Consider the following 25,713-nt stretch of genomic DNA (forward strand, 5'->3'; position numbering starts at 1 on the left):
CACGCAACAGCGAAGGCTTACTTCACCTCTTCACCGGCTGCCTGGCGGTCAGCGTGGTAGCTGGAGCGTACTAATGGGCCACATGCGGCGTGATCGAAGCCCATATCATCGGCTTTTTCACGGAACATGCTGAACTCATCAGGATGGACGTAGCGTTCTACCCGCAAGTGATGGCGGCTAGGTTGCAGATACTGGCCGATGGTCAGCATCGTGGCGTTGTGCGCCCGCAGATCCGTCATTACTTCAAGGATCTCTTCGTTGGTTTCGCCTAAACCCACCATCAGACCTGATTTGGTTGGTACATTAGGGAACATCTCACCAAAGCGCTTCAATAGAGTTAACGACCATTGATAATCCGCACCGGGACGCGCTTGCTTGTATAGGCGTGGTGCGGTCTCCAGATTGTGATTGAACACATCTGGTGGCGCTGTTGCCAGTGCTTCCAGCGCACGATCCATCCTGCCGCGGAAGTCTGGCACCAGAATTTCAATTTTTATCTGTGGGCTGAGAGCGCGAATTTCACGCACACAATCGGCAAAATGCTGGGCACCACCGTCACGCAGGTCGTCGCGGTCAACCGAGGTGATCACGACGTACTTTAGTTTCATGTCGCGGATGGTTTCCGCCAGTTTTTTCGGCTCTTCTGGATCTAAAGGCAACGGTTTGCCGTGGCCAACATCGCAGAATGGGCAGCGCCGTGTGCAGATAGCTCCCATGATCATAAAGGTGGCGGTACCGTGGTTAAAGCATTCCGGCAGGTTAGGGCAGGCAGCTTCTTCACATACGGAGTGCAGGCCATGGGCGCGCATTGCGCCTTTTATCTCTTCGATGCGTTGACTGGATGCGGGGAGCTTTACCTTCATCCAAGGTGGCTTGCGCAGCATCTCTTCTTTCTCAGTCGGTATCACTTTGACCGGAATGAGCGCCATTTTATCGGCATCACGGAGTTTTACTCCGGCTTCGAGGCGACGTGGTTTTTCACTCATAAGTTTTATCTGACTCGTCTATGACTTCTATCTGCTCGGCGGTTAAGCCCAGCTCGTCAGCTAATGCGTTAATCAGCACTGGCTGCAATTCATCTATGTTATCCGTGCCACCTAAGTCGGCGACCTGGGTCATCAGCAGTCCAGCATAACCACAGGGGTTGATGCGCTGGAACGGTGATAGATCCATATTGACGTTTAGCGCCAATCCATGGAACGAACAACCTTTGCGGATCCGCAACCCGAGGGATGCGATCTTATCGCCACTAACGTATACACCCGGCGCATCGGCCTTGGGATAGGCATCGATATCATACTGCTTGAGTGTATTGACGATGGCTTGTTCTATCTGGGTGACGAGTTCACGTACCCCCAGCTTTTTCCTGCGCAGATCCAGTAGGATATAGGCAACCAGCTGCCCTGGGCCGTGGTAGGTAACCTGACCCCCTCTGTCTACCTTAATCACCGGGATGTCACCGGGCGCCAGCAGGTGTTCTGCCTTGCCTGCCTGCCCCTGAGTAAATACTGGCGGGTGTTCTACCAGCCAGATCTCGTCAGTGCTGTCGGCGCTGCGGTGATCAGTAAAGTCACGCATCGCATCCCAGGTTTGCTGGTATGGGCGTTGGCCTAACTGACGGACGATAAGAGATGGGTTATTCAAATTGCAACTGCCTGCGTTGAACTGCAGGCATTATACTGGCTGGAGGGGCAAATACCAGCCAGCAAACGTAGGGGTATTAGAGGACGTGCTTAACGCCTTCGATCTCACCGAGTGCTTTATATAATGCTTCGATATGGGTTTGGCTGGTGACCGTGACACGGATAGAAACCGCGTGATAGTTGCCTTTGCTGCTAGGGCGAACCGTTGTGGTGTAATCACCGGGGGCATGTTTCTGTACCGCACTAACAACGCGCTCTGGCAGTTTCGGATCCGCTAATCCCATTACTTTGAATGGAAAAACTGAAGGAAACTCGACCAGTTCATCAAAATTGACTTTCATTATCGCTCGCACCCCGTATTTGCTGCTCGGAACAGGTTTTCTAAGGGCGGCTATATTAGTGGTTAGCAATTGCGCAATCAAGTTTTGTGACTAAGATCGCCATCTTGCTTTGGGGTGCTGTCTTGCTGATGATGGCGTCACGGCGGCCGTTGTAGCCGCTAAGGCCACAAAAAAGCCACCATTAACGGTGGCTTAGTTGGTTTTAAAACGGGTTATTCAAACCAGCTCATTACTAACTGTGTTAGGTAGTCGACGAGTTTGCTGAACCATCCGCCTTCTTCAATATCCTGCAGGGCAACGAGGGGGTACTCAGCAACTACTTTGCCATCTAGGCTAAATTGAATGCTGCCGACCTGTTCGCCTTTGCTGAGCGGTGCTTCCAGTGGGCGTTCTAAACCAAAATCAGCGCTGAGCTTATCAGCCTGGCCGCGGGGAATGGTGACTACGACATCATCCAATACACCCAACTCGACGTTTTCTTGGCTACCGTACCAGATACGTTGATTGACGATCGCGTCTCCCGCTTTTTTCGCGGTGACAGTTTCAAAGAAACGGAAACCATAATTCAGCAGCTTTTTGCTTTCTGCTTTACGGGCTTGCTCGCTGTTTGTACCCATCACGACCGAGATCAAGCGCATACCATCTTTGGTACCCGAGGTGACAAGGCTGTATCCCGCTTTCGAGGTGTGGCCAGTTTTAATGCCGTCCACATTCATGCTTTTATCCCACAGCAGGGAGTTGCGGTTGTACTGCTTGATGCCGTTGTAGGTGAACTCTTTTTCGGCGTAGATCGCGTACTCTTCTGGTACATCGCGGATCAAGGCTTGCGCCAGGGTCGCCATGTCCCGTGCGGTAGTGTAGTGATCTTCATGGTGCAGGCCATGACTGTTCATAAAATGGCTGCTACCCATACCGAGTTGTTCGGCATAAGAGTTCATCAGTCCGGCGAAGGCGTCTTCGGAGCCGGCAATGTGCTCTGACATAGCGACACACGCATCGTTACCTGATTGGATGATGATACCGCGATTAAGATCCGAGACTTTGACGTAGGTGTTCACCTCGATAAACATCTTTGATGAATCGGGGAAGTTCTTCGCCCAAGCATTTTCACTGATCAGTACTTTATCGTCTGGCGAGATATTGCCGCTGGCGATCTCACGGCCGATGATATAACTGGTCATCATCTTGGTCAGGCTGGCGGGCGCTAAGATCTCATCTGCGTTACTTTCAACTAACACCGCGCCTGAATGGTAATCCATCAACAGGTAGCCTTTGGCTGCGACATCTGGCGCTTTAGGAACAACCGCAGGTGCCGCGTTCGCGACAGAAAAAAGACCCACAGTAACGAATGTGGCGGAAATAAGCAGACGAGAGGAGAGTTTTTTGATTTTTCCCATGATGACGACTTGTGTTGTTAATCCTTGTTCGGGGGATACCCCATGAATGTTGGCTACTATATCAGAAAGTTAACTCAAATCTGAGATAACTCACTCGTTTGGCCGAATAAGAAAGGCATTAGGAAATGCCTCCGCTCTTAATTTTGCCAGTAGCGCTTCTGCTTGCTGAACATTGTTTAGTGGTCCGAGACGTAATTTATGTAAACCATCTTTTTCTAGGGTCAGGCTACCCACATCAAACTGGTCTGACAGTTGGCTGGCTAATTGGTTCGCTTTGCCTTCGTTGCCAGTGACCAACACTTGTACAAAGTAGGGCTCTATTGGATCCGGGTTGACTGGCTCAGAGCTATCTTCAGTGAGCGTTATAGCTTCAATTTTTACCTGCGCAGTGCCTGATTTGAGCATGTCTAACTTGTAGGCCGCGGCATACGAGAGATCAATGATACGGCCACCGTGGAACGGGCCACGATCGTTAACCCGTACGATCACCTGCCGCTCATTTTTCAGATTCGTTACGCGGACATAAGTCGGTAGTGGTAACGATTTATGGGCGGCACTGAGGCTGTACATGTCATAAATTTCACCGTTGGAGGTCAAGTGGCCGTGAAACTTAGCACCGTACCAAGAAGCTTCACCTTCAGCGCTAAACCCATCAGCGCTGTCCATCACCTGATATTGTTTGCCACGCACGGTATATTTTTTCATATTGCCCTGGCGGCTCTTCGGCTCATAACGCGGCACAGGGTCGCTGATGGCATCCAGATCCGGCGGTGAGCTGGGCGTGTGATCGTTGGCTATTTGATAACGTTGGCCGCTGCTACTGCCACATCCAGGCAGTAGCAGGCTACTAAGTACTAAGACGATGGCACCATGCCATGTTTTTAGTTTCACCTTATTTGGCCTTTGCTTTTGCGATCTCTTGGCTGAGTTGATAAACGGCCATGGCGTACAAGGGGCTATGGTTATAGCGAGTGATGACATAGAAGTTATGTAACGCGATCCAATACTCGTGACCCACTTCCAACTCAAACTTTAACAATTTGACCGGCGCAGGAAGTGTGGTTTTTGGCAGTTCGACTCCGTGACTAGCCAATTCTGCGGGTTGATGCCTGGGCTTTAGCGCCTTTTCTAGCAACGCTTGATACTTTTCTCCAGACACACTGGTGGCATAGGTGACGGCCTCGCCAGATTTCCAGCCATGCTCTGAAAAATAGTTGGCGACACTACCAATAGCATCGGTGGTGTTGTTGAAGAGATCGCGCTTGCCGTCACCATCAAAGTCGATAGCGTAATGGCGGTAGCTTGAGCTGATGAACTGACCTAAGCCCATGGCGCCAGCATAGGAGCCCATTGGTTGGGTGATCTCCCAGCCCTCTTCGCGGCTTAAGATCAGGAACTGTTCTAGTTCACTGCGAAAGAATTTGGCGCGTTTGGGATAGTAGAATCCCAGGGTGTAGAGTGCATCGAGAACGGGGTAAACGCCTTTGTGCTTACCATAAAATGTTTCGACCCCAATAATGGCGACAATGATCTCGGCTGGCACCCCGAACTCTTTTTCGGCTTTTTCCAGTGCAGCCTGATTCTCTTGCCAGAACTCAACGCCTTGGTCGATACGTGTTTGTTTAATAAAGATTGGACGGTATTGATACCAAGGTTTTGCTTCCCAGGGGCGAGCGATGGCATCGAGGATCTTTTGATTCTTACTGGCACCCGCTAATGCGTTTTCGATATAGCCAGCTTCAAACTGGTGTTTGCTAACCATTCGCTGGGTAAATTCTTCGAACTGAGTGTCGGCGGCAGCAACGGGTAAGCTTAAAAATAAGCCGCCAACAAGGGAACAAAACGATCGGTATAGGGACAAAATGACAACTCCGGTCAAGTGGCAATAAGGCGCCGATGTGTATGAATAGCCATCAGAATGCCAAATCCTGCCATCAGAGTCACCATTGATGTGCCACCGTAACTCACTAAAGGCAGTGGAACACCCACCACAGGGAGCAATCCTGACACCATACCAATGTTTACAAATACATAAACGAAGAAGGTTAGGACAATACTCCCCGCCAACAATCGGCTAAATGCCTGTTGCGCTTGAGAGGCGATCATCAGGCCACGAATAATAATAAATAGATAGATAGCTAACAGCGCCAGTACACCCATGAGGCCAAACTCTTCGCTAAAAACAGCAAAAATAAAGTCGGTGTGACGCTCAGGTAAAAACTCCAACTGTGATTGCGTACCATGACACCAGCCCTTGCCCCATAAACCGCCGGAGCCGATGGCGATCTTAGATTGAATGATGTGGTAGCCACTGCCTAAAGGATCGCTTTCCGGGTTGAGGAAAGTGAGTACCCGTTGGCGTTGGTAGTTATGCATGAGAAAGAACCAGAGCACGGGCACGAAAGCACCGATAGCGGCAAAAAAGAAGCTGATCAAGCGCCAGCTGGCACCGGCCAAAAATAGTACGAATATCCCTGAAGCGGCGATCAGTAGCGAGGTGCCTAGATCGGGTTGTTTGGCAATAAGCAGCGTAGGAAGAAGCACTAGCACGGCACCGACAGTGAGATCGCGCTTACGTGGCGGCAGTGGTTGCCTGGAGATAAACCAAGCGACCATTAATGGTACCGCCAGTTTCATGATCTCAGATGGCTGAAATTTCATCACCCCCAGGTCGAGCCAGCGCTGTGCGCCTTTGCCAACATGGCCAAAAACCAATACGGCGACTAATAGCCCTATACCGCAAGTGAAGGCGGGCAGGGCCCAGCGCTGGTAACTCAAGGGGTTAATCTGCGCGACAATAAACATCACGACTAATCCAATACCTAGGCGGGTGACTTGGCGTATCACCAAGGCTTTTTCCTGTCCCCCGGCACTGTAAATAACCAGTAGACCTATGGCCATCAATAGCATGAGGCCAATTAAAAGCGGCATATCAATATGCATACGAAACCATATTGATTGTTTACTTTGGGCTCCCTGGGTTTCGTTAGCGCTGCCTAGCATGGTTATAGCTCCGGCTTAAATTCAGGCAATAGGGAGGTGTTGTTCATATAGTAATCCATTAAGCGGCGGGCGATGGGCGCCGCATTTGAGCTACCGCCGCCGGCATTCTCAACGGCGACCGCGACCACAATGCGTGGTTCATTAACCGGTGCAAAGCCCATATACATCGCATTGTCGCGGTGCCTTTCATCGATTTTCTCGGCGTCATACTCAGCATCATCGGCGATCCCGATCACCTGTGCCGTACCGGTTTTACCTGCCGACTGGTACCAAGCGTCAGCAAACACTTTAAATGCCGTGCCTTTGATCTTGTGGTTAACGCCATACATGGCATCGATGACGGGCTGCCAATTACTTTCCTGCTTCAAAACCAAGGGGGGCTGCTCGTCCTTGGGGACGGCCAGGGTGCCGGTTGGTGTTTGGAATGATTTTAAGATCCGAGGGTTATAATGCTTACCCCGATTGGCCAAAATAGTAGTTGCAGAAGCAAGCTGGATTGGCGTCGTGGTCCAATAACCCTGACCGATCCCCACCGAGATAGTGTCACCTAAGTACCACGGTTGGTTGTAACGTGCGCGTTTCCAGCCCCTGGATGGCATGGTGCCGCGATTCTCTTCATGGATATCGATACCACTGTAATCACCGAAGCCGAACTTGGTCATAAAGTCGCTGATTTTATCGACACCGAGCTTATGCGCCAACTCGTAGTAATAGGTATCACAGGACTGACCGATGGCATGTTCCATGTCGACCCAGCCATGCCCCCACTTTTTCCAATCGCGAAAACGTCGATTCACATTCTGCGGCTGGTACCAGCCGGGATCCCAGATGCGGGTGGTTGGGGTGACGATATACTCTTCTAACCCGAGCAGAGCCAAATGGGGCTTAATGGTGGAGGCTGGTGGGTAAGTTCCCTGGGTGGCGCGGTTGATCAGTGGTCGATCTTTCGAGTCCAGCAGCTCACGGTATTCACGGCTGCTGATCCCATGGACAAACAGGTTGGGATCGTAACTCGGGGCGCTAACCATGGCGAGCACGGCACCGTCACGGGCATCCATCACGACAATGGCACCGCGGGAGCCAGCCAATGCCTGGTGTGCCAGTAGCTGTAGATTAATGTCGATATTCAGGAACAGATCCTGCCCCGCAACTGGCTCCTGGACGCTCAAGGTGCGTAAGATCCGCCCGCGGTTATTTACTTCCACTTCGCGATAGCCGACCTGACCATGGAGGAAGCGTTCGTAATATTTTTCTATGCCCTGCTTACCAATGTCCCGGGTGGCTTTATAGTTAGCCAGATCGCCTGATTGTTCGATACGTTGCAGGTCTTTACGGTTAATCTTGGCGACGAACCCCAGCACATGCGTGAGCACATCGCCATAAGGGTAATAACGGGTAGGGCGGGCTTCAATATAGACGCCGGGAAAACGATGTTGGTTGACGCTGAATATGGCGACCTGTTGCTCATTCAGTCGGGCTTTGATCGGAATGCGTTTGAAGCGTCGGCTAAAGCGACTACTTTCGAGAAATTTCTCCTGCTCTTCGACCGTGATCGGTAGCAGCTCGGCTAAGCCAGTGACGGTTTGCTCAATATCATCGACCTCTTCAGGGACAATTTCTAAGCTGAACACGGGGCGGTTTTCCGCTAACAGCACACCGTTCTTATCGTAGATAAGGCCGCGATTGGGCGCTATCGGTAGTAGGCGGATACGGTTGTCATTGGAGCGCGTTTTGTAAGTGCTGTATGAGTTGATCTGCAGATGATAAAGATTGGCTATCAGCACGAACAGCAGGACGATAACAGAGAATAACGACACCATGGCTCGGCGAGAGAACAGGCGCCCCTCTGCCACCGCATCATGAATTGCTACCCGTCTTCTCATCATCGATGGTTACTCTCGATGGTAAGGATGGTTGGCTGTTACGCTCCAGGCGCGATATAGCGCTTCCGCGAGCACAATGCGAACCATGGGGTGGGGGAGAGTCAGTGCGGACAATGACCAGCGCTGTTCCGATGCGGCGATGCAGGCGGGAGCTAAGCCTTCCGGCCCGCCAACCAGTAGACTGACATCACGACCATCCAACTTCCAGCGGTCTAACTGCTGTGCCAGTTGCGGCGTTGTCCAATCTTTGCCAGTCACCTCAAGGGTGACGATACGGTTACCTTTGCCGACAGCGGCAAGCATTTGCTCCCCTTCACGTTCGAGGATCCGAGCAATGTCGGCGTTTTTGCCACGCTTACCTGCCGGTACTTCGATCAGTTCGAATGCCATCTCGCGGGGAAAACGACGGGCGTATTCGTTAAAGCCCTGTTCTACCCAACCTGGCATTCGGCTACCGACGGCGACCAACTGCAGCTTCATTCGCCGTTACGGCCCCAAAGCTTTTCCAGTTGATAGAAATCGCGGGCTTTTTCCTGCATCACGTGCAGCACTAATTCACCCAGATCCACTAAAACCCATTCGCCTTCACTTTGTCCTTCGACGCCTAGCGGTTTCATACCGGCATGTTTGGCTTCAGTCGCCACATTTTCAGCAATCGACTGAACGTGACGTTTAGAGTTACCAGAAGCGATGACCATGGTGTCAGTGATAGTGCTCAGGCCTTTAACATCAAGGACCAGAACGTCGCGTCCTTTCATGTCATCAATTTTGTCTAATACAAATTTTGTTAGTTCTTCAGCTTGCAAAGTCAGTTTCTCGTCGAGGTTTTGGCAAAATAATCGCTGATCATACCATGAGCAGGTGGCTAGATAGAATCTTCACGCGAGATATAAGTTGATGTCGTTCAATGGCGGCGATAATGGCCGGTGGTATCCGGCACCGAGCACTTTAGTCTGCTTTGGTTGTTCGCCCATATCACCGGATGGTAAGGCGGTTAAGTTCTGGGGTGAGCTACGGATGTGTGGGGCGTCGTTTGGGGCTTGCCAGCGCGGCTAAAGGCTAAAACGGTAATAAAGCAAACCTGTTGTCATCACTTAATAGCTCCCAGCGTGGCGATCATTGTGCTAATTCGGCATCACTGATAAACAGCGGTTCTTGTTGCCATGGTTGACTAAACATCAAGCAAAGGTGGGCCAGCCATGTCCAAGGGTGCTGTATGGTTCCGCCTTTGAGCCCCTGGTCGAGCTCAGCGCAGCGATTGATCATCTGCCTTATCTGCTCCGCCGAGAGACGTTTTAGCGCCTGCTGAAACAGCGGCTGACGCTGTTGCCAGATCCCTAAACGCATCATGCCTCGACTATCTCCGGAGGGGAGTTCAGCCACTTTTTGCAGCAATAGCACCTCTTTACTTAGTGCCCAACTAATTATCACGGGCTCCAACCCTTCGCCCTGCAGACTGTCGAGAATCTTCAGACAACGGGGAAGATCATTGGCCAGCAACGCATCACTTAACTGGAATACATTATGTCTGGCGTGATTGCCTAAGCTGACTTGCAGCTGTTCCAGTGAAACTGGGGTATTGCCATAGAGCAGAGCCAGTTTTTGTAGCTCTTGATCGGCCGCTAATAGGTTGCCTTCGCACTGCTCCATTAAAAACAGCTTGGCTGCGGGTTGTAAAACCGCTTGGTGGCGCTGACAACGTCCCTCTAGCCAGCGTTGCAGTTGCTGCCCACTGAGTGGGTTGACGGTAATGCTGAGAGCCGCGCTTTGTAGTGCCTGGCACCATTTGGCTTTCTGTTTATCTTTGGCCAGTCTGGGGCCATGAACAATCAGGATCTGATCAGGCGTTGGTTGCGATACATACTGTTGTAGCCATTGCCCGCCATCACGCCCCGGTGCCGCAGTAGGCAGTTCTAACTCTATCAGTTCACCCTCTGAGAACAGAGACATTGTCGCCCCGGCGGCGTTGAGCTGTTGCCAATCAAAGCCATTGCCAGCAACGAAGCGTTGGCCATTATCAAAACCGAGTTTGGCGGCGGCTTTCCGGATCTCTGCGATCGCCTCATGCTTTTGCAATGGCTCATCGCCAAAGATCATGTAGATTGGCTGCAGCCTCTGCGCTAGCTTGGCTTGGAGTTGTTCCGGGTAGCATTGCATCAGCAGCTGCTATCGACTGTGGCTGGAGGAGATAATACGCAAAATACGATCGGCAGCTTCCGCTCGCATCTCACTGACCAGTAGCCGTTTCTCTTTCTCTTTTGCCAAGGCCCGGTTAGGGTCATCTTGATACTGGCGAACCACTTCTATGTTGTGTTGTACAGGATCTTTATTGGGCTCAATCAGGTCGAATTCAAAGCCGTATATCAACTGATATTCAGCGACCTGACCATCAGAAAACAGTGAGAGGTTACGTTCATTCAGATGATCGCGTTTCAGCAACAATATCGGGTGTTCCTGACTTGGATCTTTAAGTATTTCAACACTGTTTACCTTGAGTCTATCTTCGACCAAGCGGGTAAGCTCAGCGTATTCGTCCCAGCTGGCGATATGTACTTGTGTCATATTGGCGGGGATATCATAGCTTCCGCGCAGCCGGAACCCGCAACCAGTGGATACTAGCGTGATGGTGACGCAGAGTAGCAATGTCAGAATTCGATTCATAGGGATAGCTTTGGGCTTTGTTTGATTACAGTAAATGGTAACCCGACACGCTTTGCAACTGTCGGCGGTTTAAAGTGAGAGAGCAGTACCTATGCAGGTGCTGCTCTCTATGGTCACTTGGCCTGCTATGACCTTGTATGCCTTAGCTTAGTTGGCAACAATGTTAAGCAATTTACCTGGCACATAAATCACTTTACGCAGGGTTTTACCGTCGGTGAACTTAGTGACATTCTCTTCACCCATAGCAATGGCCTGTACTGCGTCCTGATCGGCGTCTGCTGCAACGGTAATACGGGCTCGTAGTTTGCCGTTCACTTGCACGATAATCAGCTTGCTGTCTTCGACCAAGGCGTTGGCATCAGCTTTCGGCCACTCGGCATCAACCACATCACCTTCATGGCCTAACTGAGTCCAAAGTACATGACTGGCGTGAGGGGTGATCGGGGCTAGCATCAAGGTCACCGCGGACAGCGCTTCTTGCATCAGGGCTTTGTCCTGAGCGCTCTCTAGCGGTGCTTTGGTCAGCTTGTTCATCAACTCCATGATGGCAGCGATAGCCGTGTTGAAGGTTTGACGACGGCCAAGATCATCACCGACTTTGTCGATGGTTTTGTGTAGATCACGGCGCAGATCTTTTTGCGCGTCATTCAACGCTGCGACATCTAACTGCGGTGCTGAGCCATTACTCGTGTGAGTATGTGCCAACTTCCAGAAGCGCTTGAGGAAACGCATTGAGCCTTCAACACCGGACTCTTGCCACTCCAATGTCAGTTCTGGTGGCGCAGCAAACATCATGAATAAGCGCACGGTGTCGGCGCCATAACGTTCAACCATTAAGCCGGGGTCGATACCGTTATTTTTTGATTTTGACATTTTGCTCATGCCAGCATAAATCAGCTCGCGACCGGTTTCCCGTTCGGCGGCAGCGACAATACGGCCTTTCTCATCGCGCTTAATGTCGACATCCACAGGGCTGACCCAGTTTTGCCCGCCACGCTCATCTTCGTAATAGAAGGCGTCGGCTAATACCATGCCTTGGCATAGTAAGCGCTTGAACGGCTCGTCACTGTCGACCAGACCCTCATCACGCAGCAGCTTGTGCATGAAACGGGCATACAGCAGGTGCATACAGGCGTGTTCGATACCACCGATATATTGGTCAACTGGCAACCAGTAATTCGCTTTGGCCGGATCCAGCATTGCGTCATCTGTGTGTGGTGAGCAATAGCGGGCGTAATACCAGCTCGATTCCATAAAGGTATCGAAAGTATCGGTTTCCCGGGTGGCTGGTTGACCTTGGTATTCAGTTTGTGACCAGCTGAGGTCGGCTTTGATTGGGCTTTTTACCCCATCCATCACCACATCTTCTGGCAACACAACCGGAAGGCTGTCGGCCGGAGCTGGCACTGTGTCGCCCGCTTCTGTGGTCAACATTGGGATTGGCGAGCCCCAGTAGCGCTGACGGGATACGCCCCAATCGCGCAGACGGAAGTTCACCGTCTTTTGGCCTTTGCCTAAGGAGGTTAACTTAGCGGCTATGGCATCCAGTGCCGCTTCAAATTCGAGGCCATCAAATTCACCCGATGCGAACAGTACGCCTTTTTCTGTATAGGCGGCTTCGCTCACGTCTTGGTCGCTGCCATTGGCTGGCTTAATCACCTGCACGATATCTAAGCCATATTTGCTGGCAAACTCGTAATCACGCTGATCATGGGCTGGTACGGCCATCACAGCGCCGGTGCCATAATCCATTAGCACGAAGTTAGCGACCCAAATTGGCACCTGTTTGCCGCTCAACGGATGAATAGCATAAAGGCCGGTTGCCATGCCTTTCTTTTCCATGGTCGCTAAATCTGCTTCAGCCACCTTGGTGTTTTTGCACTCTTCGACAAATGCTGCCAGTTCGGGGTTATTCTTCGCCGCTTGTTCTGCCAGTGGGTGCGCTGCAGCGACACCAACATAGGTTACTCCCATCAGGGTGTCTGGGCGGGTGGTGTAAACCGTAAAGTTCTGTTCGCTGTCGGCAACATTAAAGTCGATCTCGACACCTTCAGAACGGCCTATCCAGTTGCGCTGCATCGTGCGCACCTGATCCGGCCAACCACCCAGTTTCTCGATTTCGTCCAGTAACTCTTGGGCGTAGGCAGTGATTTTAATAAACCATTGCGGGATCTTCTTCTGTTCGACCAAAGCGCCTGAACGCCAACCGCGGCCATCTACAACCTGCTCATTGGCGAGTACGGTTTGGTCAACCGGATCCCAGTTAACTGTGGCCATTTTTTTATAGACTAGGCCTTTCTCATACAAGCGAGTGAAGAACCACTGCTCCCAGCGATAGTATTCAGGACGACAAGTAGCGAATTCACGACTCCAATCGTAACCAAAGCCCAGCTCATTGAGCTGACCTTTCATGTAGTCGATATTTTCGTAAGTCCATTTGGCTGGTGCGGTTTTGTTTTTAACCGCGGCGTTTTCTGCTGGCAGGCCGAACGCATCCCAACCAATGGGTTGCAGTACGTTTTTACCTAACATGCGCTGATAACGCGCGATCACATCACCAATGGTGTAGTTCCTCACATGGCCCATATGTAGGCGGCCACTGGGATAGGGGAACATCGACAGGCAATAGAATTTCTCTTTGCCCGGCTGCTCCGTGACTTCGTAGGTTTTATTTTCTTCCCAGTGAGCACGCACCTGAGGTTCGATTTGTTGCGGATTATATTGTTCTTGCATGCTAATTCGGCGCTGTCTTATGTGGCGTTAAAATTGAGATATCCCCATAGGATACCGCATCAGTGATCAAGCCAACAACAGGCGTTGTGCAGCTGACTATAATGAATTTGAAGATCTGGTGTTCAGGAGCGGACCATGAGTGACGAAAAAGCCCCCCATTCCGGCTATCAAAAGCTAGTTGACGAGTTGAAAGCGCAGATGGAAAAAGCTGAAAAATTCAGTGAAGAGGAGGTCCATGAGTGGGTTGAGAAGGCCACGGCTTACCTGCAAGCCGCGGGAGAGCTGTCGAAAGACGAGTTGCAACTGATGTCGACGTACCTGAAACGGGATTTTGCTACCGCCGCTGAGCGGATGAAGCATCTGCCTGATTCGTGGGGCGAAGGCCCGGCATTGGAATCATTTAAACAAAGTGCCTGGCGATGGATGTTGGAACTCACGGATCGAACGCAACTGGAGTGGTCTGAAGTTGCCGATGATTTAAAACATCAGGGAGTTTACAAAGTCGGGGAATGGATCAGTTTAGGGATCTTGATCTGCCATGATTGCGGCAAGGCTCAGGAGTTTTCGCACCCGGAACAGATTGATGCCTGTCCACATTGCGGGGGCGAAGCGTTTAATCGGCAGCCTTTCGATCCTTAAGTTGCACTAAGGCGACAAGGGCAAAGGTCAGCATGATAACTAGCCAAACAGGCCAATGACCCAATTGGCTAAATGGTGTTACCCCTGTCATCCGTTGTATCGGTAATCTAAGCACGTCTGCGCTAAACATAGGCAGGCGGGCGATCTCTTCACCATACGCGTCTACCGCTGCCGTCACCCCAGTATTGGTGGCTCTGAGCAATGGCCGTCCTAACTCTTTTGCCCGTGCCCGGGCGATCTCCATATGTTGCTGTGGGCCGATGGAGTCGCCAAACCAAGCGTCGTTACTGACAGTAAGGAGAAAGTCAGTTTGTTCATTGACGCTACGGCGTAGTTGCTCGGGGAAGGCTATTTCGTAACAGATCGCAGGGGCGATGGTGTAGCCGTTGGCGACCAGATTGGCTTGCGTATAGTCGCCACGAGAAAACGATGACATCGGAAGATTAAATAGCGGTGCAATTGGTCGCAATAGCTCACCGAAAGGGACAAACTCACCGATTGGCAGCAGGTGGTGCTTTTGGTAACGGTTAGCGCTGTGATAGCGATATTCGTAAAGCGGTTTCTGCTGCTTGCCCAAAACAATTAAGGTGTTGTAGAACTGCCTGGTATCAAAGTTGTAGTCGACGATACCTGAGACGACCGTGGTGTCATTGTGCGTTGCGACATAGTTGAGGTTATCCAGGTACTCTTGTGCCATTGGTTCTACCGCTGGCACGGCGGCTTCTGGCCAAATGATCAGGTCAGCTTCATAGTGAGGGCGAGTTAGATCCAAGTACTTCAACATCGTCGGCCACTCTTGATCAGGCTGCCAACGCAGTGATTGTTCTATATTCCCTTGTACCAGAGCGACGTCAACGGGGTCGCCGTTCGGGCTAATAAATTGGATAAACGAAAGGCTAAAGCTGCCACCCAGTGTGCACAGGGCAAGTGCCGCCGCAGGCCACTGCCTTTGAGCGACAGTAAGCGCTAATGCGCCGGCAACAATGGTTGTCACTAGTGAGACTCCAGCGACACCGCTGAGTGGGAACCAGGCTGAAAGCAGGCCATCTAGCTGGCTGTAACCTAATGCTAACCACGGGAAACCGGTAAGCAGATAGCCGCGGGCAAATTCACCTAGAACCCAGCAAGCGGCGAATAGCAGGATCTGCAAGTAGGGGTTACCGCAGGGGAACTTGCGAGATAACCAACATGCCAGGGCAGGGTAGAGCGATAGGTAAGCAGCCAGTAGCAACATTAAGGTCAGGGATACCGGTAAGGGCAGCCCACCAAACTGATCGATACTGATATGCACCCATGCGATGCCCACGGCAAATAACCCAAGGCCAAAGGCATAGCCCTGTCTGAATGCCTGCTTTGGCGTACTATCGTGCAGACAAAATGCGAGCACCGCCATGGATAACAACGCGGTTGGCCACCAGCTCCATGGGGCAAAGCCCAGCACAGAGAAGGCGCCAGCTGCTGCTAATAACAGTGGCTGGCGTAAGCGTTTTATCCAGCAGTTAAGGCGTGACTTTGAGGCCTTACTGGTGGTGACTGCATCTGCCACGTTAGAGCTCCGCTGCTTCACCACTTTTGGCATGGGTTGGCATGCGGACTTGCAGTTGGCGAATACGTCGTTTATCAGCTTGTACAACCTTAAACTGAATGCCGTTGAGCGTGATGGTTTCGCCACGACCAGGCATGTGGCCGAAAGCATGACTTAACATTCCGCCGACGGTATCAAACTCGTCATCACTAAATTCGGTGCCGAAATAGTCGTTAAAATCGGCAATTGGCGTCAGCGCCTGAATAGCAAAAACTTTGCGGTTGATTTGGCGAATATCGTGCTGATGATCATCAGCGTCAAATTCATCTTCAATTTCGCCAACAATCAGTTCAAGAATATCTTCAATAGTGACCAGTCCTGACACGCCACCATACTCATCAATGACGATTGCCATATGGTAGCGTTTGGAGCGAAACTCTTTCAGTAGAATATCGACACGTTTGCTTTCCGGCACGACCACGGCTTTGCGCAGTATCTTGGTAAAGTCGAACTGTTGATCGGTTTTTTTATAGGTGTAGGCGAGCAGATCTTTGGCGTGAAGAATGCCCTCGACATGATCTTTGTCTTCACCTATTACCGGAAATCGGCTGTGGGCACTGTCGACCACCAATGGCAGCAACTCTTCTAACGGCTGACATATTTCAATGGTGATCATCTGCGAGCGCGGGATCATGATATCTCTGACCCTGAGGTCTGATACTTCAAGAACGCCTTCAAGCATTTGACGGCTGTCCTGATTAATCAGGTTCTTTTCCTGAGCATGTTGTATTAACTGCACCAGGTCTTCGCGATTCTGCGGCTCTTCCTTAAATAGTTGGCTGATCTTATCAAGCCATCCTTTCTTGGAAGCGCCGTTACTAGAGTGAGGGTTGTCTTCGCTCATAGCGCCTTTTGTGGTTCCTTTGCCACTATTGAATTAGTTATCCAATTCTTTGTAGGGATCATCATAGCCGAGCTTAGCAAGGATTTGCGTTTCTAATCCTTCCATTTCATCGGCTTCTTCATCATCAATATGATCAAATCCAAGTAAATGCAAGCATCCGTGTACCACCATATGCGCCCAATGGGCCTCAGCCGCTTTATTTTGTTCCTCAGCCTCCCTGGCGACGACGGCGCAACAGATCACCAAATCACCCAGTAGCGGCAGCTCAATATGCTCAGGAACGTCAAATGGAAATGACAACACATTGGTCGGTTTGTCTTTACCACGATAGTCGTGGTTCAACTGCTGGCTCTCTTCGCTCTCAACTAAACGAATGGTGAGTTCGCTCGGCTCGTTGCGCATGGCTAGTGCTGCATCTACCCATTGCTGAAACTGCGCTGCAGTGGGTAGCTGCGCAGCGTCCGCGGCATATTGCAACTCTAAGGTGACACTCATTGGCTGTCGGTTCCGCTCAACGCTGCACGTTTGTCGACTTCCAGCTTTTGCTCGAAATCTTCGTATGCCTGCACAATTCGTTGGACAACTGGGTGGCGGACGACATCGGCGGCTTGAAACAGGTTAAAGCTGATGCCGTCGATCTCTTTCAATACTTCGATGGCATGGCGTAAGCCGCTTTTTTGCGAGCGCGGCAGGTCGATCTGGGTTATATCCCCGGTGATCACCGCTTTCGAGTTAAAACCTATTCGGGTCAGGAACATCTTCATCTGTTCCACCGTGGTGTTCTGCGCTTCATCGAGAATGACGAAGGCGTCATTGAGCGTACGTCCGCGCATATAAGCGAGAGGGGCTACTTCGATGACATTTCGTTCAATCAGTCGTTCAACCTTTTCAAACCCTAACATCTCAAAAAGTGCGTCATACAGCGGGCGTAGGTAGGGGTCCACTTTCTGGCTGAGGTCGCCGGGTAAGAACCCGAGCTTCTCGCCAGCTTCAACCGCGGGGCGTGTCAGTAAAATACGGCGGACATCCTGACGCTCTAATGCATCCACTGCGGCGGCAACGGCGAGGTAAGTTTTACCGGTACCGGCGGGGCCAATGCCGAAACTGATGTCGTTGAGTAGAATGTTTGCGACATAGCTGTTCTGGTTGGGATTACGAGGCTTGATAACACCGCGTTTGGTTTTGATAAACAGCTCTTTGGCCGGGCTGACCATCTCTTTTGGAGTGATCTGCTCAACAATACGGCTTTCTTGGATCGCTAGATGTACCTGATGGGCATCCAGTTCCGAAAGTTTGCCTTTGACTGTTTGGGTTTCGACGTAGAGCTTTTTCAACAGCTCGCCCGTAGCCACAGCGGTACTCTCGCTGCCAATAACGCGAAAGCTGTTGTCACGGTAGCTGATCTCGACACCGAGGCGACGTTCAATCTGCTTCAAGTTGTCGTCGAAAGGGCCACAAAGGCTAGAGAGACGCTTATTATCGGCGGGCTCTAATGTTACGTCATGGGTACTAATTTGAGTGCTCAACATCTACCTCCTGACCGGCGCTTAGCGTCGGCCAGTTTGGAATTAGTTAGGGGTGAAAGTCGCAACGCCCAGCTCATCTACGCCATTACCCTGGCGTATGATCTCTGCGGGTGAAACGTCACTACGCAGAGACATTTCTGCTTCAGTGCGGATCAGCTCACCGCGGAGTGAATTTGGCAATACTTCGGTGATCTTGACGTCAACAAATTGCCCGATAGAGGAGTGTGGCCCTTCAAAGTTGACCACACGGTTGTTTTCGGTACGGCCGCGTAACTCCATAGGGTTTTTCCGTGATGGTCCTTCCACCAGAATACGCTGTTCGCTGCCGATCATGCGGCGACCGATCTGTTGTGCTTGTTGCGTGATACGGTTTTGTAACAGATAAAGACGCTGCTTCTTGGTCTCTTCGTCGATATCGTCAATCATATCGGCTGCAGGTGTGCCGGGACGCGCGCTGTAGACAAAGCTGAAGCTTAGATCGTAGCCAACGTCCTGGATCAGGTTCATGGTGGCTTCAAAATCATCTGCGGTTTCGCCAGGGAAGCCGATGATAAAATCTGAGCTCATGCTGATATCTGGACGGATCTTACGCAGACGTCGGATCTTCGATTTGTATTCCAGTGCGGTGTGCCCACGCTTCATCATGGTCAAAATGCGATCGGAGCCACTTTGAACCGGTAGATGTAGGTGGCTCACTAATTCTGGCAGTTCAGCGTATACGTCAATCAGATCATCGCTAAATTCGACCGGATGAGAGGTGGTATAGCGAATGCGATCAATGCCATCGATGGCGGCAATGTAGCGCAATAGATCGGCGAAATGGCAGATGTCACCCTCATTAGTGTCACCGCGGTAGGCGTTAACGTTTTGCCCCAGCAGGTTGACCTCACGAACACCTTGGTCTGCCAGTTGCGCCACTTCGAACAAGACATCATCCAGTGGTCGGCTGACCTCTTCGCCACGGGTATACGGTACAACACAGAAGGTGCAGTACTTTGAACAGCCTTCCATGATAGAGACAAAAGCCGTTGGACCTTCAGCTCTAGGCTCTGGTAAACGGTCGAATTTTTCAATTTCTGGGAAGCTAACATCGACCACGGGTGCACTGTCATTCTGCACGCTACGGATCATTTCAGGCAGGCGGTGCAAAGTTTGCGGGCCAAACACGATATCTACATAGGGAGCACGTTGGCGCAGCGCGTCACCTTCTTGGGACGCAACACAACCGCCAACACCAATCACCAGGTTGGGGTTTTGCTCTTTCAGTTCGCGCCAGCGACCAAGTTGATGAAATACCTTTTCTTGAGCCTTTTCCCTGATTGAACAGGTGTTTAGCAGTAGAAGGTCGGCTTCTGCCGGTTCTTCCGTCAGCTGGTAACCGCCGATCGAATTGAGTAGGTCTGCCATCTTTGACGAGTCGTACTCGTTCATCTGACAACCCCAAGTTTTGATATGCAGTTTTTTGCTCATGTGCCGCCTAACCTATTACGAAATTGCTTTCCCGAATTCGGGGGCAGGCATTTTACTCTGAATGGGCGGCAGTGGCTAGAAAAAGGCCGCTCGGGATTGAGCGGCAAGCTATGTTTGCCATGAGCGGCTGGGAAAATCAGTCGTTAACCGTTGCACTCCGTCATCGGCAGTAAAGCAGCTTCCGGCAGTTGCGGTGCCATTCTGGCCTGCATCTCTTGGGATGGCTGTTGATGGCTAGCCACTTCGGAAGTCGCAAAACTTTCTGCCAAAGCCAGCTGCGCACTGTGGCGGATCTCTGCTTTGAGCTGTTGTTGCAGTGTTTGCTGGGTTTGCACCATCAATGCTTTACTGTCAGTCATCTTCTCTGCTGCTTGCACGGCGCTGGTGTGGCTTAATAGCAGTGCAGTTAGCGTGGCGACAATTGTTTTGCTAACCATGATTTCAACTCCATATCCTTTGGTAGCACCGGTTTTTGCCAGAGCTTTCCAGTGCGTGATTAATGTGAGTTGAAGAGTAGTCCTATAGATATGTCAGTGTTGTGCAAGATGTAAGCAACCTTGTCTGTGCGGCGGAACTATCATGTTTGCTTACAATTGTTGAAAAAAATAAGCAGTGAAAACCGTGGTTATTCTTGGAAAAAAGTTCGCGTACACTGTCTAGGTTGATCAAGGAGCTGTTATGGAAAGGTTTGAGCTGATAGTTGTGGGCGGCGGCATGGTGGGCGCATCGTTGGCGTTGAAAGTAGCTATGAGTGGCGTGCGAGTAGCCTTGATAGAGAAACGACCGCCAGCAGAGTTTGAACCTAGCAGTCCTTGTGGTTTACGGGTTTCCGCACTTAATCGCAGCTCTGAATCATTGTTAGAGACTGTGGGGGCCTGGCCAGAGCTGATGGCTATGCGCAGCCACTGTTATCGGCGTTTGTCGGTGTGGCAGCAGGGGGGAAGCCGGACTGACTTTGATGCCTCGGAGGTAGGTGAAGCTCACTTAGGCTACCTAGTAGAAAATGATCTGATTCAGCGCGCGTTGTGGAACGCGTTGGAACAGAGCAATGTCGCTCTTTACACACCAGACTCCGTTGTTGAGTTAGCGCAAGAGAGTAGCGCCTGCCATCTCAAGTTAGAGAGCGGGGCGGTGTTGCAAGGGGCGTTAGTGGTGGCGGCGGATGGTGCGGATTCTAAAATGCGTTCGCTGGCCGGTATTGGGGTGACTGGATGGGATTATCAACAACACGCCTTGGTGGTGGCCGTTAAACTGCAGCAGCCTGCCCCTGATATTACCTGGCAATCTTATGTTGAGAGTGGTCCTAGAGCGTTCTTACCATTGGCGGAAGAGCAAGCATCATTGGTGTGGTACCACTACCCGCATGAAGTGAAGAGGTTGCGGTCGATGGCGCCACTGAAGTTAGCGGAGGCGGTCCGAGAAGCGTTTCCAGATGATCTTCCTGAGTTTGAGATCCTGAACCAAAGTAGTTTTCCCCTTAAGCGGCAACATGCTAACCATTATGTGTCTGGGCGAGTGGTGCTGGTGGGGGATGCGGCTCATGTGATTAATCCGATGGCGGGGCAGGGAGTTAATCTGGGATTTCAAGATGTGATCGCTTTGTCTGAGCAGCTAGCTGCAGTGCAGCCTGACGAGTGGCCACAAGCGGCGCAGGCCTATGAGCGCAAACGGCGCGGCGCAAATTTACTGATGATGAGTACCATGGATGGCCTGTATGCGACGTTTGGTAGCGATAAGATGCCGCTGCGGATATTGCGTAGTGTTGGATTGTGGGCAGCCAATAGAGCAACGCCTTTGAAAGCTTCAGCGTTGCGCTATGCCATGGGGTTGCCACTTATTTGAGTGGTTCTGCTAAACAAAACTAAAAAAGCCCAGCATTAGCTGGGCTTTTTTAGTATATGGCTGGGATACCAGGATTCGAACCTGGGAATGGCGGGATCAAAACCCGCTGCCTTACCGCTTGGCGATATCCCAATTGTTTGGTGTGGCTTGCTCAGCCAGAGAAAATGGCTGGGATACCAGGATTCGAACCTGGGAATGGCGGGATCAAAACCCGCTGCCTTACCGCTTGGCGATATCCCAACAAACAATCACATGGTGCGGAAAGAGAGACTTGAACTCTCACACCCTAAGGTACTGGAACCTAAATCCAGCGCGTCTACCAATTCCGCCACTTCCGCATTCTTACTGTGACATTAGAAGATATGGTGGCTATGGCGGGACTTGAACCTGCGACCCCAGCATTATGAGTGCTGTGCTCTAACCAGCTGAGCTACATAGCCACTACTATCTTCTAACTTTGCCCCTTTCGGGTGGCGCGTATTATGCGAATAGGCCCCTACCTCGTCAACCCCCAATTTCGTTCTTTTTTCTATTTGCACATACTCTGAACAATTTGAACGAATTCTCAGCACCAATTTGAGGTGTGTGTGCAGATAATTGGACGGTTATAAGGAAATGCCAGATAAATGCGGCTTGGCGAAGATGGAGGTGAGCGTCTTCGCTGGTTAGAATAGCGTCGAATTTACTGAATATCATGGGTAGTTATGTTTTTTAAACGGATTGGAATACTGATAACTGTTAGCTTGGCTATGCTGTTCTCTTCACTTCAAGTGAATGCTGCCAATGTCTCTGATGTGCAATACAGCATAAGCATGACTGATCCCGCGCATCATATTGCTGACGTGTCTATTACTCTTGATGCTGACGTCGGTACTTTGGATCTGTATTTGCCTGTATGGCGAAGTGGTAAATATCGTATTTTACCTTTAGCCAACGGAGTTCGTCGATTTTCTGCGGTCGACTCACAGCAGCAAACACTCGCTTGGATGAAAGCTGATAAAAGTCATTGGCAAGTCGATGTTAAGCATGCTTCTGTGATCACCATTTCTTATCAAATCTACGCAAACATGTTGAGTGATAGAGTCCGTCATATTGATGATAGCCACGCTTTTCTTGATGCGTCTGGGGTATTTATGTATTCGCCCAAGCACCGAGATTTACCCTTAAGCGTGGTTTTGAATGTCCCTGAAAAGTGGCAATCGCGTAGCGGTATGAAGAGCTTGGCGCCCCATCACTTTGTTGCTGACAACTATGATGTATTGGTTGATTCGCCTATTGAGAGTGGAATTCATGAATATCACAGCTTTAGTGTTGGTGATCGGGAGTACGGCTTATTGTTTTGGGGAAGGGGGAATCACGATAGTCAACAGGTGATCACAGACCTGAAAAAGCTGGATAAAGCCGCAGGGGAGTTGTGGGGAGATTATCCGTTCAACGACTACCTCTATATGGTGCATGGCACCAGCGGAGCACGGGGTGCTACGGAGCATTTGAACTCAACCATCATTCAGTTCCCTTGGTATGCTTTTCATGAGCGCAAGGACTATATCCGCTTTATTTCCACTTCTGCCCACGAATTGATTCATACTTGGAATGTCAAAGCGTATCGACCTAAAGGACTAACGCCTTACGGCTATCAGCAGGAAAATTACACGCCGTTATTGTGGATCGCAGAGGGCTCAACGAGCTACTACGATTTGTTGCTACCAGTGCGTGCAGGGGTGGTAACAGAGAAAGAGTTTCTGGAGCTGTTTGCTAAAGAGTTGCAGTCGTATATGAATCGTCCAGGAAAGTCAGAAATGTCAGTCGCTGAGGCGAGTTTTGATTGGTGGATTGAAGGTGGTGGTGATAGAGGGCATAACCACAGCGTTAGTATCTACGGTGAAGGCTCGTTGGTCTCTTGGTTTTGGGATGTACAGTTGCGTCAAAGCAGCGGTGGTGAAGCTAGTTGGGATGATCTGCATCGCGCGCTCTATCGAGGGTTTTCTGTTACCCAAGGCGAAGGCTATCAAGTGGCGGACGTACAGAAAATCCTCGGTGATTTGAGTGGTGATGATATTTCACATTCTTGGGCAAACTACGTTGATGGCACTGAAACGTTAGACATTGCTACGCTGCTTGAACATTTCGGTTTGAGTATGGAGTGGCAGCATGACGATGCGATTGCTGATGCCGGGTGGAAGTTGGCAAACAAGCAGGGACGCTGGTTGGTTCAACAGGTGAGCCGTGGTAAGCCCGCATGGGCTGCTGGCATAACGGCAGACGATCAGATCTTAGCTATTAATGGCCAGCGTCTTTCTTCCGCGTCGGCTAAGAGTATTCTTACCCAGCATAAACCCGGTGACAGCGTGGTGGTCCATTATTTTCGCCGAGACGAATTGTTAAGAACGACAATGACATTGCAGGGTTCAAAAGGAAAACTAAAACTGGTCAAGGACAAAGCAGCGTCACCGATGCAACAGGCTCAATATGAAAGCTGGACGGGCCAACCTTTTTTCGAAGAAGTTGCTTCTGAAAAGCCGGTTAACAGCGCTAACAAAGAGTAATCGAGGATGTTCGTTAGAGTGAGCAACCAATCGGTTGTTCACTCAGCTTTATTTCATCTATCAGAATCCCTGCTTCGCTATGGTGCCCATGGTGGTAGAGCCCCATAATGACTCTATTTAGTTCTAATTTTCCGTCGCTTCGTAACCACAGGTTTTGCCAAGGCCCCAAGGCCTGGTTATCGATGGTGAGGTTCATACTGCCATTGGCTTGTGCTGCCGATGACGTGGGAGATCCTAGATCGACCATTAACTCAATACAGTACCACTGGTTGCTTGTTAAGTGAGGTAGGTTGGATATGGGGTGGTAGGCAGGATCTCGACAATAGCGTCGCTGATCTATAAAGCAGGGAAGGTGATCTCCCCAGCATCGACCATCAGGGTCTTGGCAATCCATCGACATACCAGGGTAGTAGGCGTAGATGAAAGGAGAAGGGAGACCGTTCGCTAAATTGATGCCGTGGTCTACTTTCGCGGAAAACCGATCGTTTCCTTTTGGACGATAACCCGGTTTTCCCCATTTTACATTTGCTTGTAGTCCTTGGCCGTGCATTTGCGCTGTAAAATCAAATCCAGATTCATAAAGGATAAACCAGCGTAAGTAGAGTTTTTGATATCCTTTAGCAAGTTGGCGGTTTATTCCCGAAGCGCCTTTCCCTGGAGAGACGCGAAGCTGCAATACTCGATTATTTGCGTTGCTGCCAAAAGGGCCCGGAAAAAGGACCGTTTTCGCATTGTTGTCTTTCTCCCCTTTTTGCCATTGACTGAATGGCTGCCATTCTTCGAAGTTGGTGTGCCAGATTAGTCCATCTTCATCAGCGTATGCATTGCTTTGATAACCGACATAAGCACCCGCCAAGGCAAATATCCCTACCGTGGCGAGCAGGGTGATTGCAGCGATAGTACGCCATGTGCAGCAGTGGCTACCTGATGGATTCATGGTTTGTCGTCTCAATCAGACACATTGCTGTTCTTAATCGTTTGTCAGTGAAGGAGACAGACGTGCCATAGCGTAGCTATCACAATACTCACCGTTCTTAAATGCATCAGCCCTCATCACCCCTTCTGTCTCAAAACCATGTTTTTTGTATAAGTGGATGGCTGCCTCGTTATCGGTAAAGACGGTCAGTTCCACTCTCATTAGGTTTAGCCAACGGTCTGCTTGTTGAAGTAACACCGTCATCATGTGATTTCCTACCCCTTTACCTTGCCAAGCGGGGGCCACAGTCAATGCGAGTTCCGCACTATGCTTGCGTCGGGGGTTTGGGTTTGTGAGCAAGCTACCGGCAGCGACAAGTGTACTACCAGAAAAAGCTAATAAGTGAGTATGATCTGGATTAGCGAATAACGGCGTGACCATGGCTACCGAATTGTATGGTTGCCGAGTGGTGTTTGGAAAAACTTCAGGTGTCGAAAGCATACCTGTGACCGCGGTTATATCTGAGGGCTCATAGGCCCTGATTGTAAGTTCCATCTCGCTTGCTCATTGTTAAATCTGTTTCGATTAATACTGCAATCTGTTGCATTGGATAGCAAGGTTCTATTTAGGCATTAAAAACTCGGCAATTGCCGAGTTTTTAATGCCTTACCAGAAGTTCGGGCC

At 50.6% G+C, this 25,713-nt stretch carries 24 protein-coding genes and 4 tRNA genes; 3 read left to right on the top strand and 25 right to left on the bottom strand.

What is annotated here, in order from left to right; genetic code table 11:
- Positions 1 to 17: 17 nt before the first annotated feature.
- The 13 genes from lipA to leuS form a co-directional block, all read right to left on the bottom strand.
- Positions 18 to 986: a lipoyl synthase gene (lipA, locus tag DU002_RS13545; protein ID WP_114338932.1), complete on the bottom strand. Its 969-nt coding sequence runs from the start codon at positions 984 to 986 to the stop codon at positions 18 to 20.
- The gene (gene lipB / locus DU002_RS13550; protein ID WP_114338933.1) at positions 979 to 1,644 is read right to left on the bottom strand and encodes a lipoyl(octanoyl) transferase LipB; all 666 of its coding nucleotides are present in this window, start codon (positions 1,642 to 1,644) and stop codon (positions 979 to 981) included. Before lipB ends, lipA begins: the two co-directional genes overlap by 8 nt.
- A 76-nt stretch (positions 1,645 to 1,720) precedes the next feature.
- Entirely contained in the window at positions 1,721 to 1,987 is a 267-nt protein-coding gene (gene ybeD / locus DU002_RS13555) for a DUF493 family protein YbeD (protein WP_233496507.1), read from the bottom strand.
- 209 nt (positions 1,988 to 2,196) lie between these two features.
- Positions 2,197 to 3,381, bottom strand: a complete 1,185-nt coding sequence (locus tag DU002_RS13560; RefSeq protein ID WP_114338935.1) for a serine hydrolase — start codon at positions 3,379 to 3,381, stop codon at positions 2,197 to 2,199.
- A gap of 90 nt (positions 3,382 to 3,471) precedes the next feature.
- On the bottom strand, positions 3,472 to 4,272 hold the full coding sequence (locus tag DU002_RS13565; RefSeq protein ID WP_233496500.1) for a septal ring lytic transglycosylase RlpA family protein: 801 nt from the start codon (positions 4,270 to 4,272) through the stop codon (positions 3,472 to 3,474).
- A 1-nt stretch (position 4,273) separates the two neighbouring features.
- Entirely contained in the window at positions 4,274 to 5,242 is a 969-nt protein-coding gene (gene mltB / locus DU002_RS13570) for a lytic murein transglycosylase B (RefSeq protein WP_114338937.1), read from the bottom strand.
- Positions 5,243 to 5,256: 14 nt separating this feature from the next.
- The gene (rodA, locus tag DU002_RS13575; protein ID WP_114338938.1) at positions 5,257 to 6,384 is read right to left on the bottom strand and encodes a rod shape-determining protein RodA; all 1,128 of its coding nucleotides are present in this window, start codon (positions 6,382 to 6,384) and stop codon (positions 5,257 to 5,259) included.
- Between the two features lie 2 nt (positions 6,385 to 6,386).
- Complete coding sequence (mrdA, locus tag DU002_RS13580; RefSeq protein WP_114338939.1) at positions 6,387 to 8,270, bottom strand: penicillin-binding protein 2; 1,884 nt, start codon at positions 8,268 to 8,270, stop codon at positions 6,387 to 6,389.
- A gap of 6 nt (positions 8,271 to 8,276) precedes the next feature.
- Complete coding sequence (gene rlmH / locus DU002_RS13585; RefSeq protein WP_114338940.1) at positions 8,277 to 8,747, bottom strand: 23S rRNA (pseudouridine(1915)-N(3))-methyltransferase RlmH; 471 nt, start codon at positions 8,745 to 8,747, stop codon at positions 8,277 to 8,279.
- The gene (rsfS, locus tag DU002_RS13590) at positions 8,744 to 9,073 is read right to left on the bottom strand and encodes a ribosome silencing factor (protein WP_114338941.1); all 330 of its coding nucleotides are present in this window, start codon (positions 9,071 to 9,073) and stop codon (positions 8,744 to 8,746) included. Before rsfS ends, rlmH begins: the two co-directional genes overlap by 4 nt.
- A 310-nt stretch (positions 9,074 to 9,383) precedes the next feature.
- A complete protein-coding gene (gene holA, locus DU002_RS13595) occupies positions 9,384 to 10,424 on the bottom strand; it encodes a DNA polymerase III subunit delta (protein WP_114338942.1) in 1,041 nt (346 codons plus the stop codon).
- Between the two features lie 9 nt (positions 10,425 to 10,433).
- The gene (locus DU002_RS13600) at positions 10,434 to 10,928 is read right to left on the bottom strand and encodes an LPS-assembly lipoprotein LptE (protein WP_114338943.1); all 495 of its coding nucleotides are present in this window, start codon (positions 10,926 to 10,928) and stop codon (positions 10,434 to 10,436) included.
- A 147-nt stretch (positions 10,929 to 11,075) separates the two neighbouring features.
- Positions 11,076 to 13,661 (bottom strand): leucine--tRNA ligase, encoded by a 2,586-nt coding sequence (gene leuS, locus DU002_RS13605; RefSeq protein ID WP_114338944.1) that lies wholly within the window; start codon positions 13,659 to 13,661, stop codon positions 11,076 to 11,078.
- A 135-nt stretch (positions 13,662 to 13,796) separates the two neighbouring features.
- On the opposite strand from leuS, the gene DU002_RS13610 reads away from it, so the two are divergent.
- Complete coding sequence (locus DU002_RS13610) at positions 13,797 to 14,300, top strand: zinc ribbon-containing protein (protein WP_114338945.1); 504 nt, start codon at positions 13,797 to 13,799, stop codon at positions 14,298 to 14,300.
- On the opposite strand, the gene lnt is transcribed toward DU002_RS13610, so the two are convergent.
- From lnt to DU002_RS13640, 6 genes are all read right to left on the bottom strand, one after another.
- Positions 14,275 to 15,846, bottom strand: a complete 1,572-nt coding sequence (lnt, locus tag DU002_RS13615; RefSeq protein ID WP_233496501.1) for an apolipoprotein N-acyltransferase — start codon at positions 15,844 to 15,846, stop codon at positions 14,275 to 14,277. The two genes, DU002_RS13610 and lnt, sit on opposite strands and share 26 nt — an antisense overlap.
- 1 nt (position 15,847) lies before the next feature.
- Positions 15,848 to 16,729, bottom strand: a complete 882-nt coding sequence (gene corC / locus DU002_RS13620) for a CNNM family magnesium/cobalt transport protein CorC (protein WP_114338947.1) — start codon at positions 16,727 to 16,729, stop codon at positions 15,848 to 15,850.
- Positions 16,730 to 16,762: 33 nt separating this feature from the next.
- Entirely contained in the window at positions 16,763 to 17,224 is a 462-nt protein-coding gene (gene ybeY, locus DU002_RS13625) for an rRNA maturation RNase YbeY (RefSeq protein WP_114338948.1), read from the bottom strand.
- Positions 17,221 to 18,258, bottom strand: coding sequence for a PhoH family protein (locus tag DU002_RS13630; protein WP_407642950.1), 1,038 nt, complete (start codon positions 18,256 to 18,258; stop codon positions 17,221 to 17,223). The genes ybeY and DU002_RS13630 overlap by 4 nt, the downstream gene beginning before the upstream one ends.
- 39 nt (positions 18,259 to 18,297) lie before the next feature.
- Complete coding sequence (gene miaB / locus DU002_RS13635; protein WP_114338949.1) at positions 18,298 to 19,725, bottom strand: tRNA (N6-isopentenyl adenosine(37)-C2)-methylthiotransferase MiaB; 1,428 nt, start codon at positions 19,723 to 19,725, stop codon at positions 18,298 to 18,300.
- A 143-nt stretch (positions 19,726 to 19,868) separates the two neighbouring features.
- Positions 19,869 to 20,162, bottom strand: a complete 294-nt coding sequence (locus DU002_RS13640) for a hypothetical protein (protein ID WP_114338950.1) — start codon at positions 20,160 to 20,162, stop codon at positions 19,869 to 19,871.
- 241 nt (positions 20,163 to 20,403) lie between these two features.
- Here DU002_RS13640 and DU002_RS13645 point away from each other — a divergent pair, with 241 nt between their 5' ends.
- Positions 20,404 to 21,567, top strand: a complete 1,164-nt coding sequence (locus tag DU002_RS13645; RefSeq protein WP_199405248.1) for an FAD-dependent monooxygenase — start codon at positions 20,404 to 20,406, stop codon at positions 21,565 to 21,567.
- Between the two features lie 57 nt (positions 21,568 to 21,624).
- Here DU002_RS13645 and DU002_RS13650 read toward each other — a convergent pair.
- From DU002_RS13650 to DU002_RS13665, 4 genes are all read right to left on the bottom strand, one after another.
- Positions 21,625 to 21,699 (bottom strand) — tRNA-Gln (locus DU002_RS13650).
- A 33-nt stretch (positions 21,700 to 21,732) separates the two neighbouring features.
- A tRNA-Gln gene (locus DU002_RS13655) sits at positions 21,733 to 21,807 on the bottom strand.
- 13 nt (positions 21,808 to 21,820) lie between these two features.
- Positions 21,821 to 21,905, bottom strand: a tRNA-Leu gene (locus tag DU002_RS13660).
- A 25-nt stretch (positions 21,906 to 21,930) separates the two neighbouring features.
- A tRNA-Met gene (locus DU002_RS13665) sits at positions 21,931 to 22,007 on the bottom strand.
- Positions 22,008 to 22,316: 309 nt separating this feature from the next.
- On the opposite strand from DU002_RS13665, the gene DU002_RS13675 reads away from it, so the two are divergent.
- A complete protein-coding gene (locus DU002_RS13675; protein WP_267897006.1) occupies positions 22,317 to 24,113 on the top strand; it encodes a M61 family metallopeptidase in 1,797 nt (598 codons plus the stop codon).
- Positions 24,114 to 24,126: 13 nt separating this feature from the next.
- Here the strand turns inward: DU002_RS13675 and DU002_RS13680 are convergent, their stop codons facing one another.
- Positions 24,127 to 25,050: a hypothetical protein gene (locus tag DU002_RS13680; protein ID WP_114338953.1), complete on the bottom strand. Its 924-nt coding sequence runs from the start codon at positions 25,048 to 25,050 to the stop codon at positions 24,127 to 24,129.
- 33 nt (positions 25,051 to 25,083) lie between these two features.
- Positions 25,084 to 25,584, bottom strand: a complete 501-nt coding sequence (locus DU002_RS13685) for a GNAT family N-acetyltransferase (RefSeq protein WP_114338954.1) — start codon at positions 25,582 to 25,584, stop codon at positions 25,084 to 25,086.
- Between the last annotated feature and the right edge of the window lie 129 nt (positions 25,585 to 25,713).

This window comes from Corallincola holothuriorum, assembly GCF_003336225.1.
Lineage (GTDB): Bacteria > Pseudomonadota > Gammaproteobacteria > Enterobacterales > Neiellaceae > Corallincola > Corallincola holothuriorum.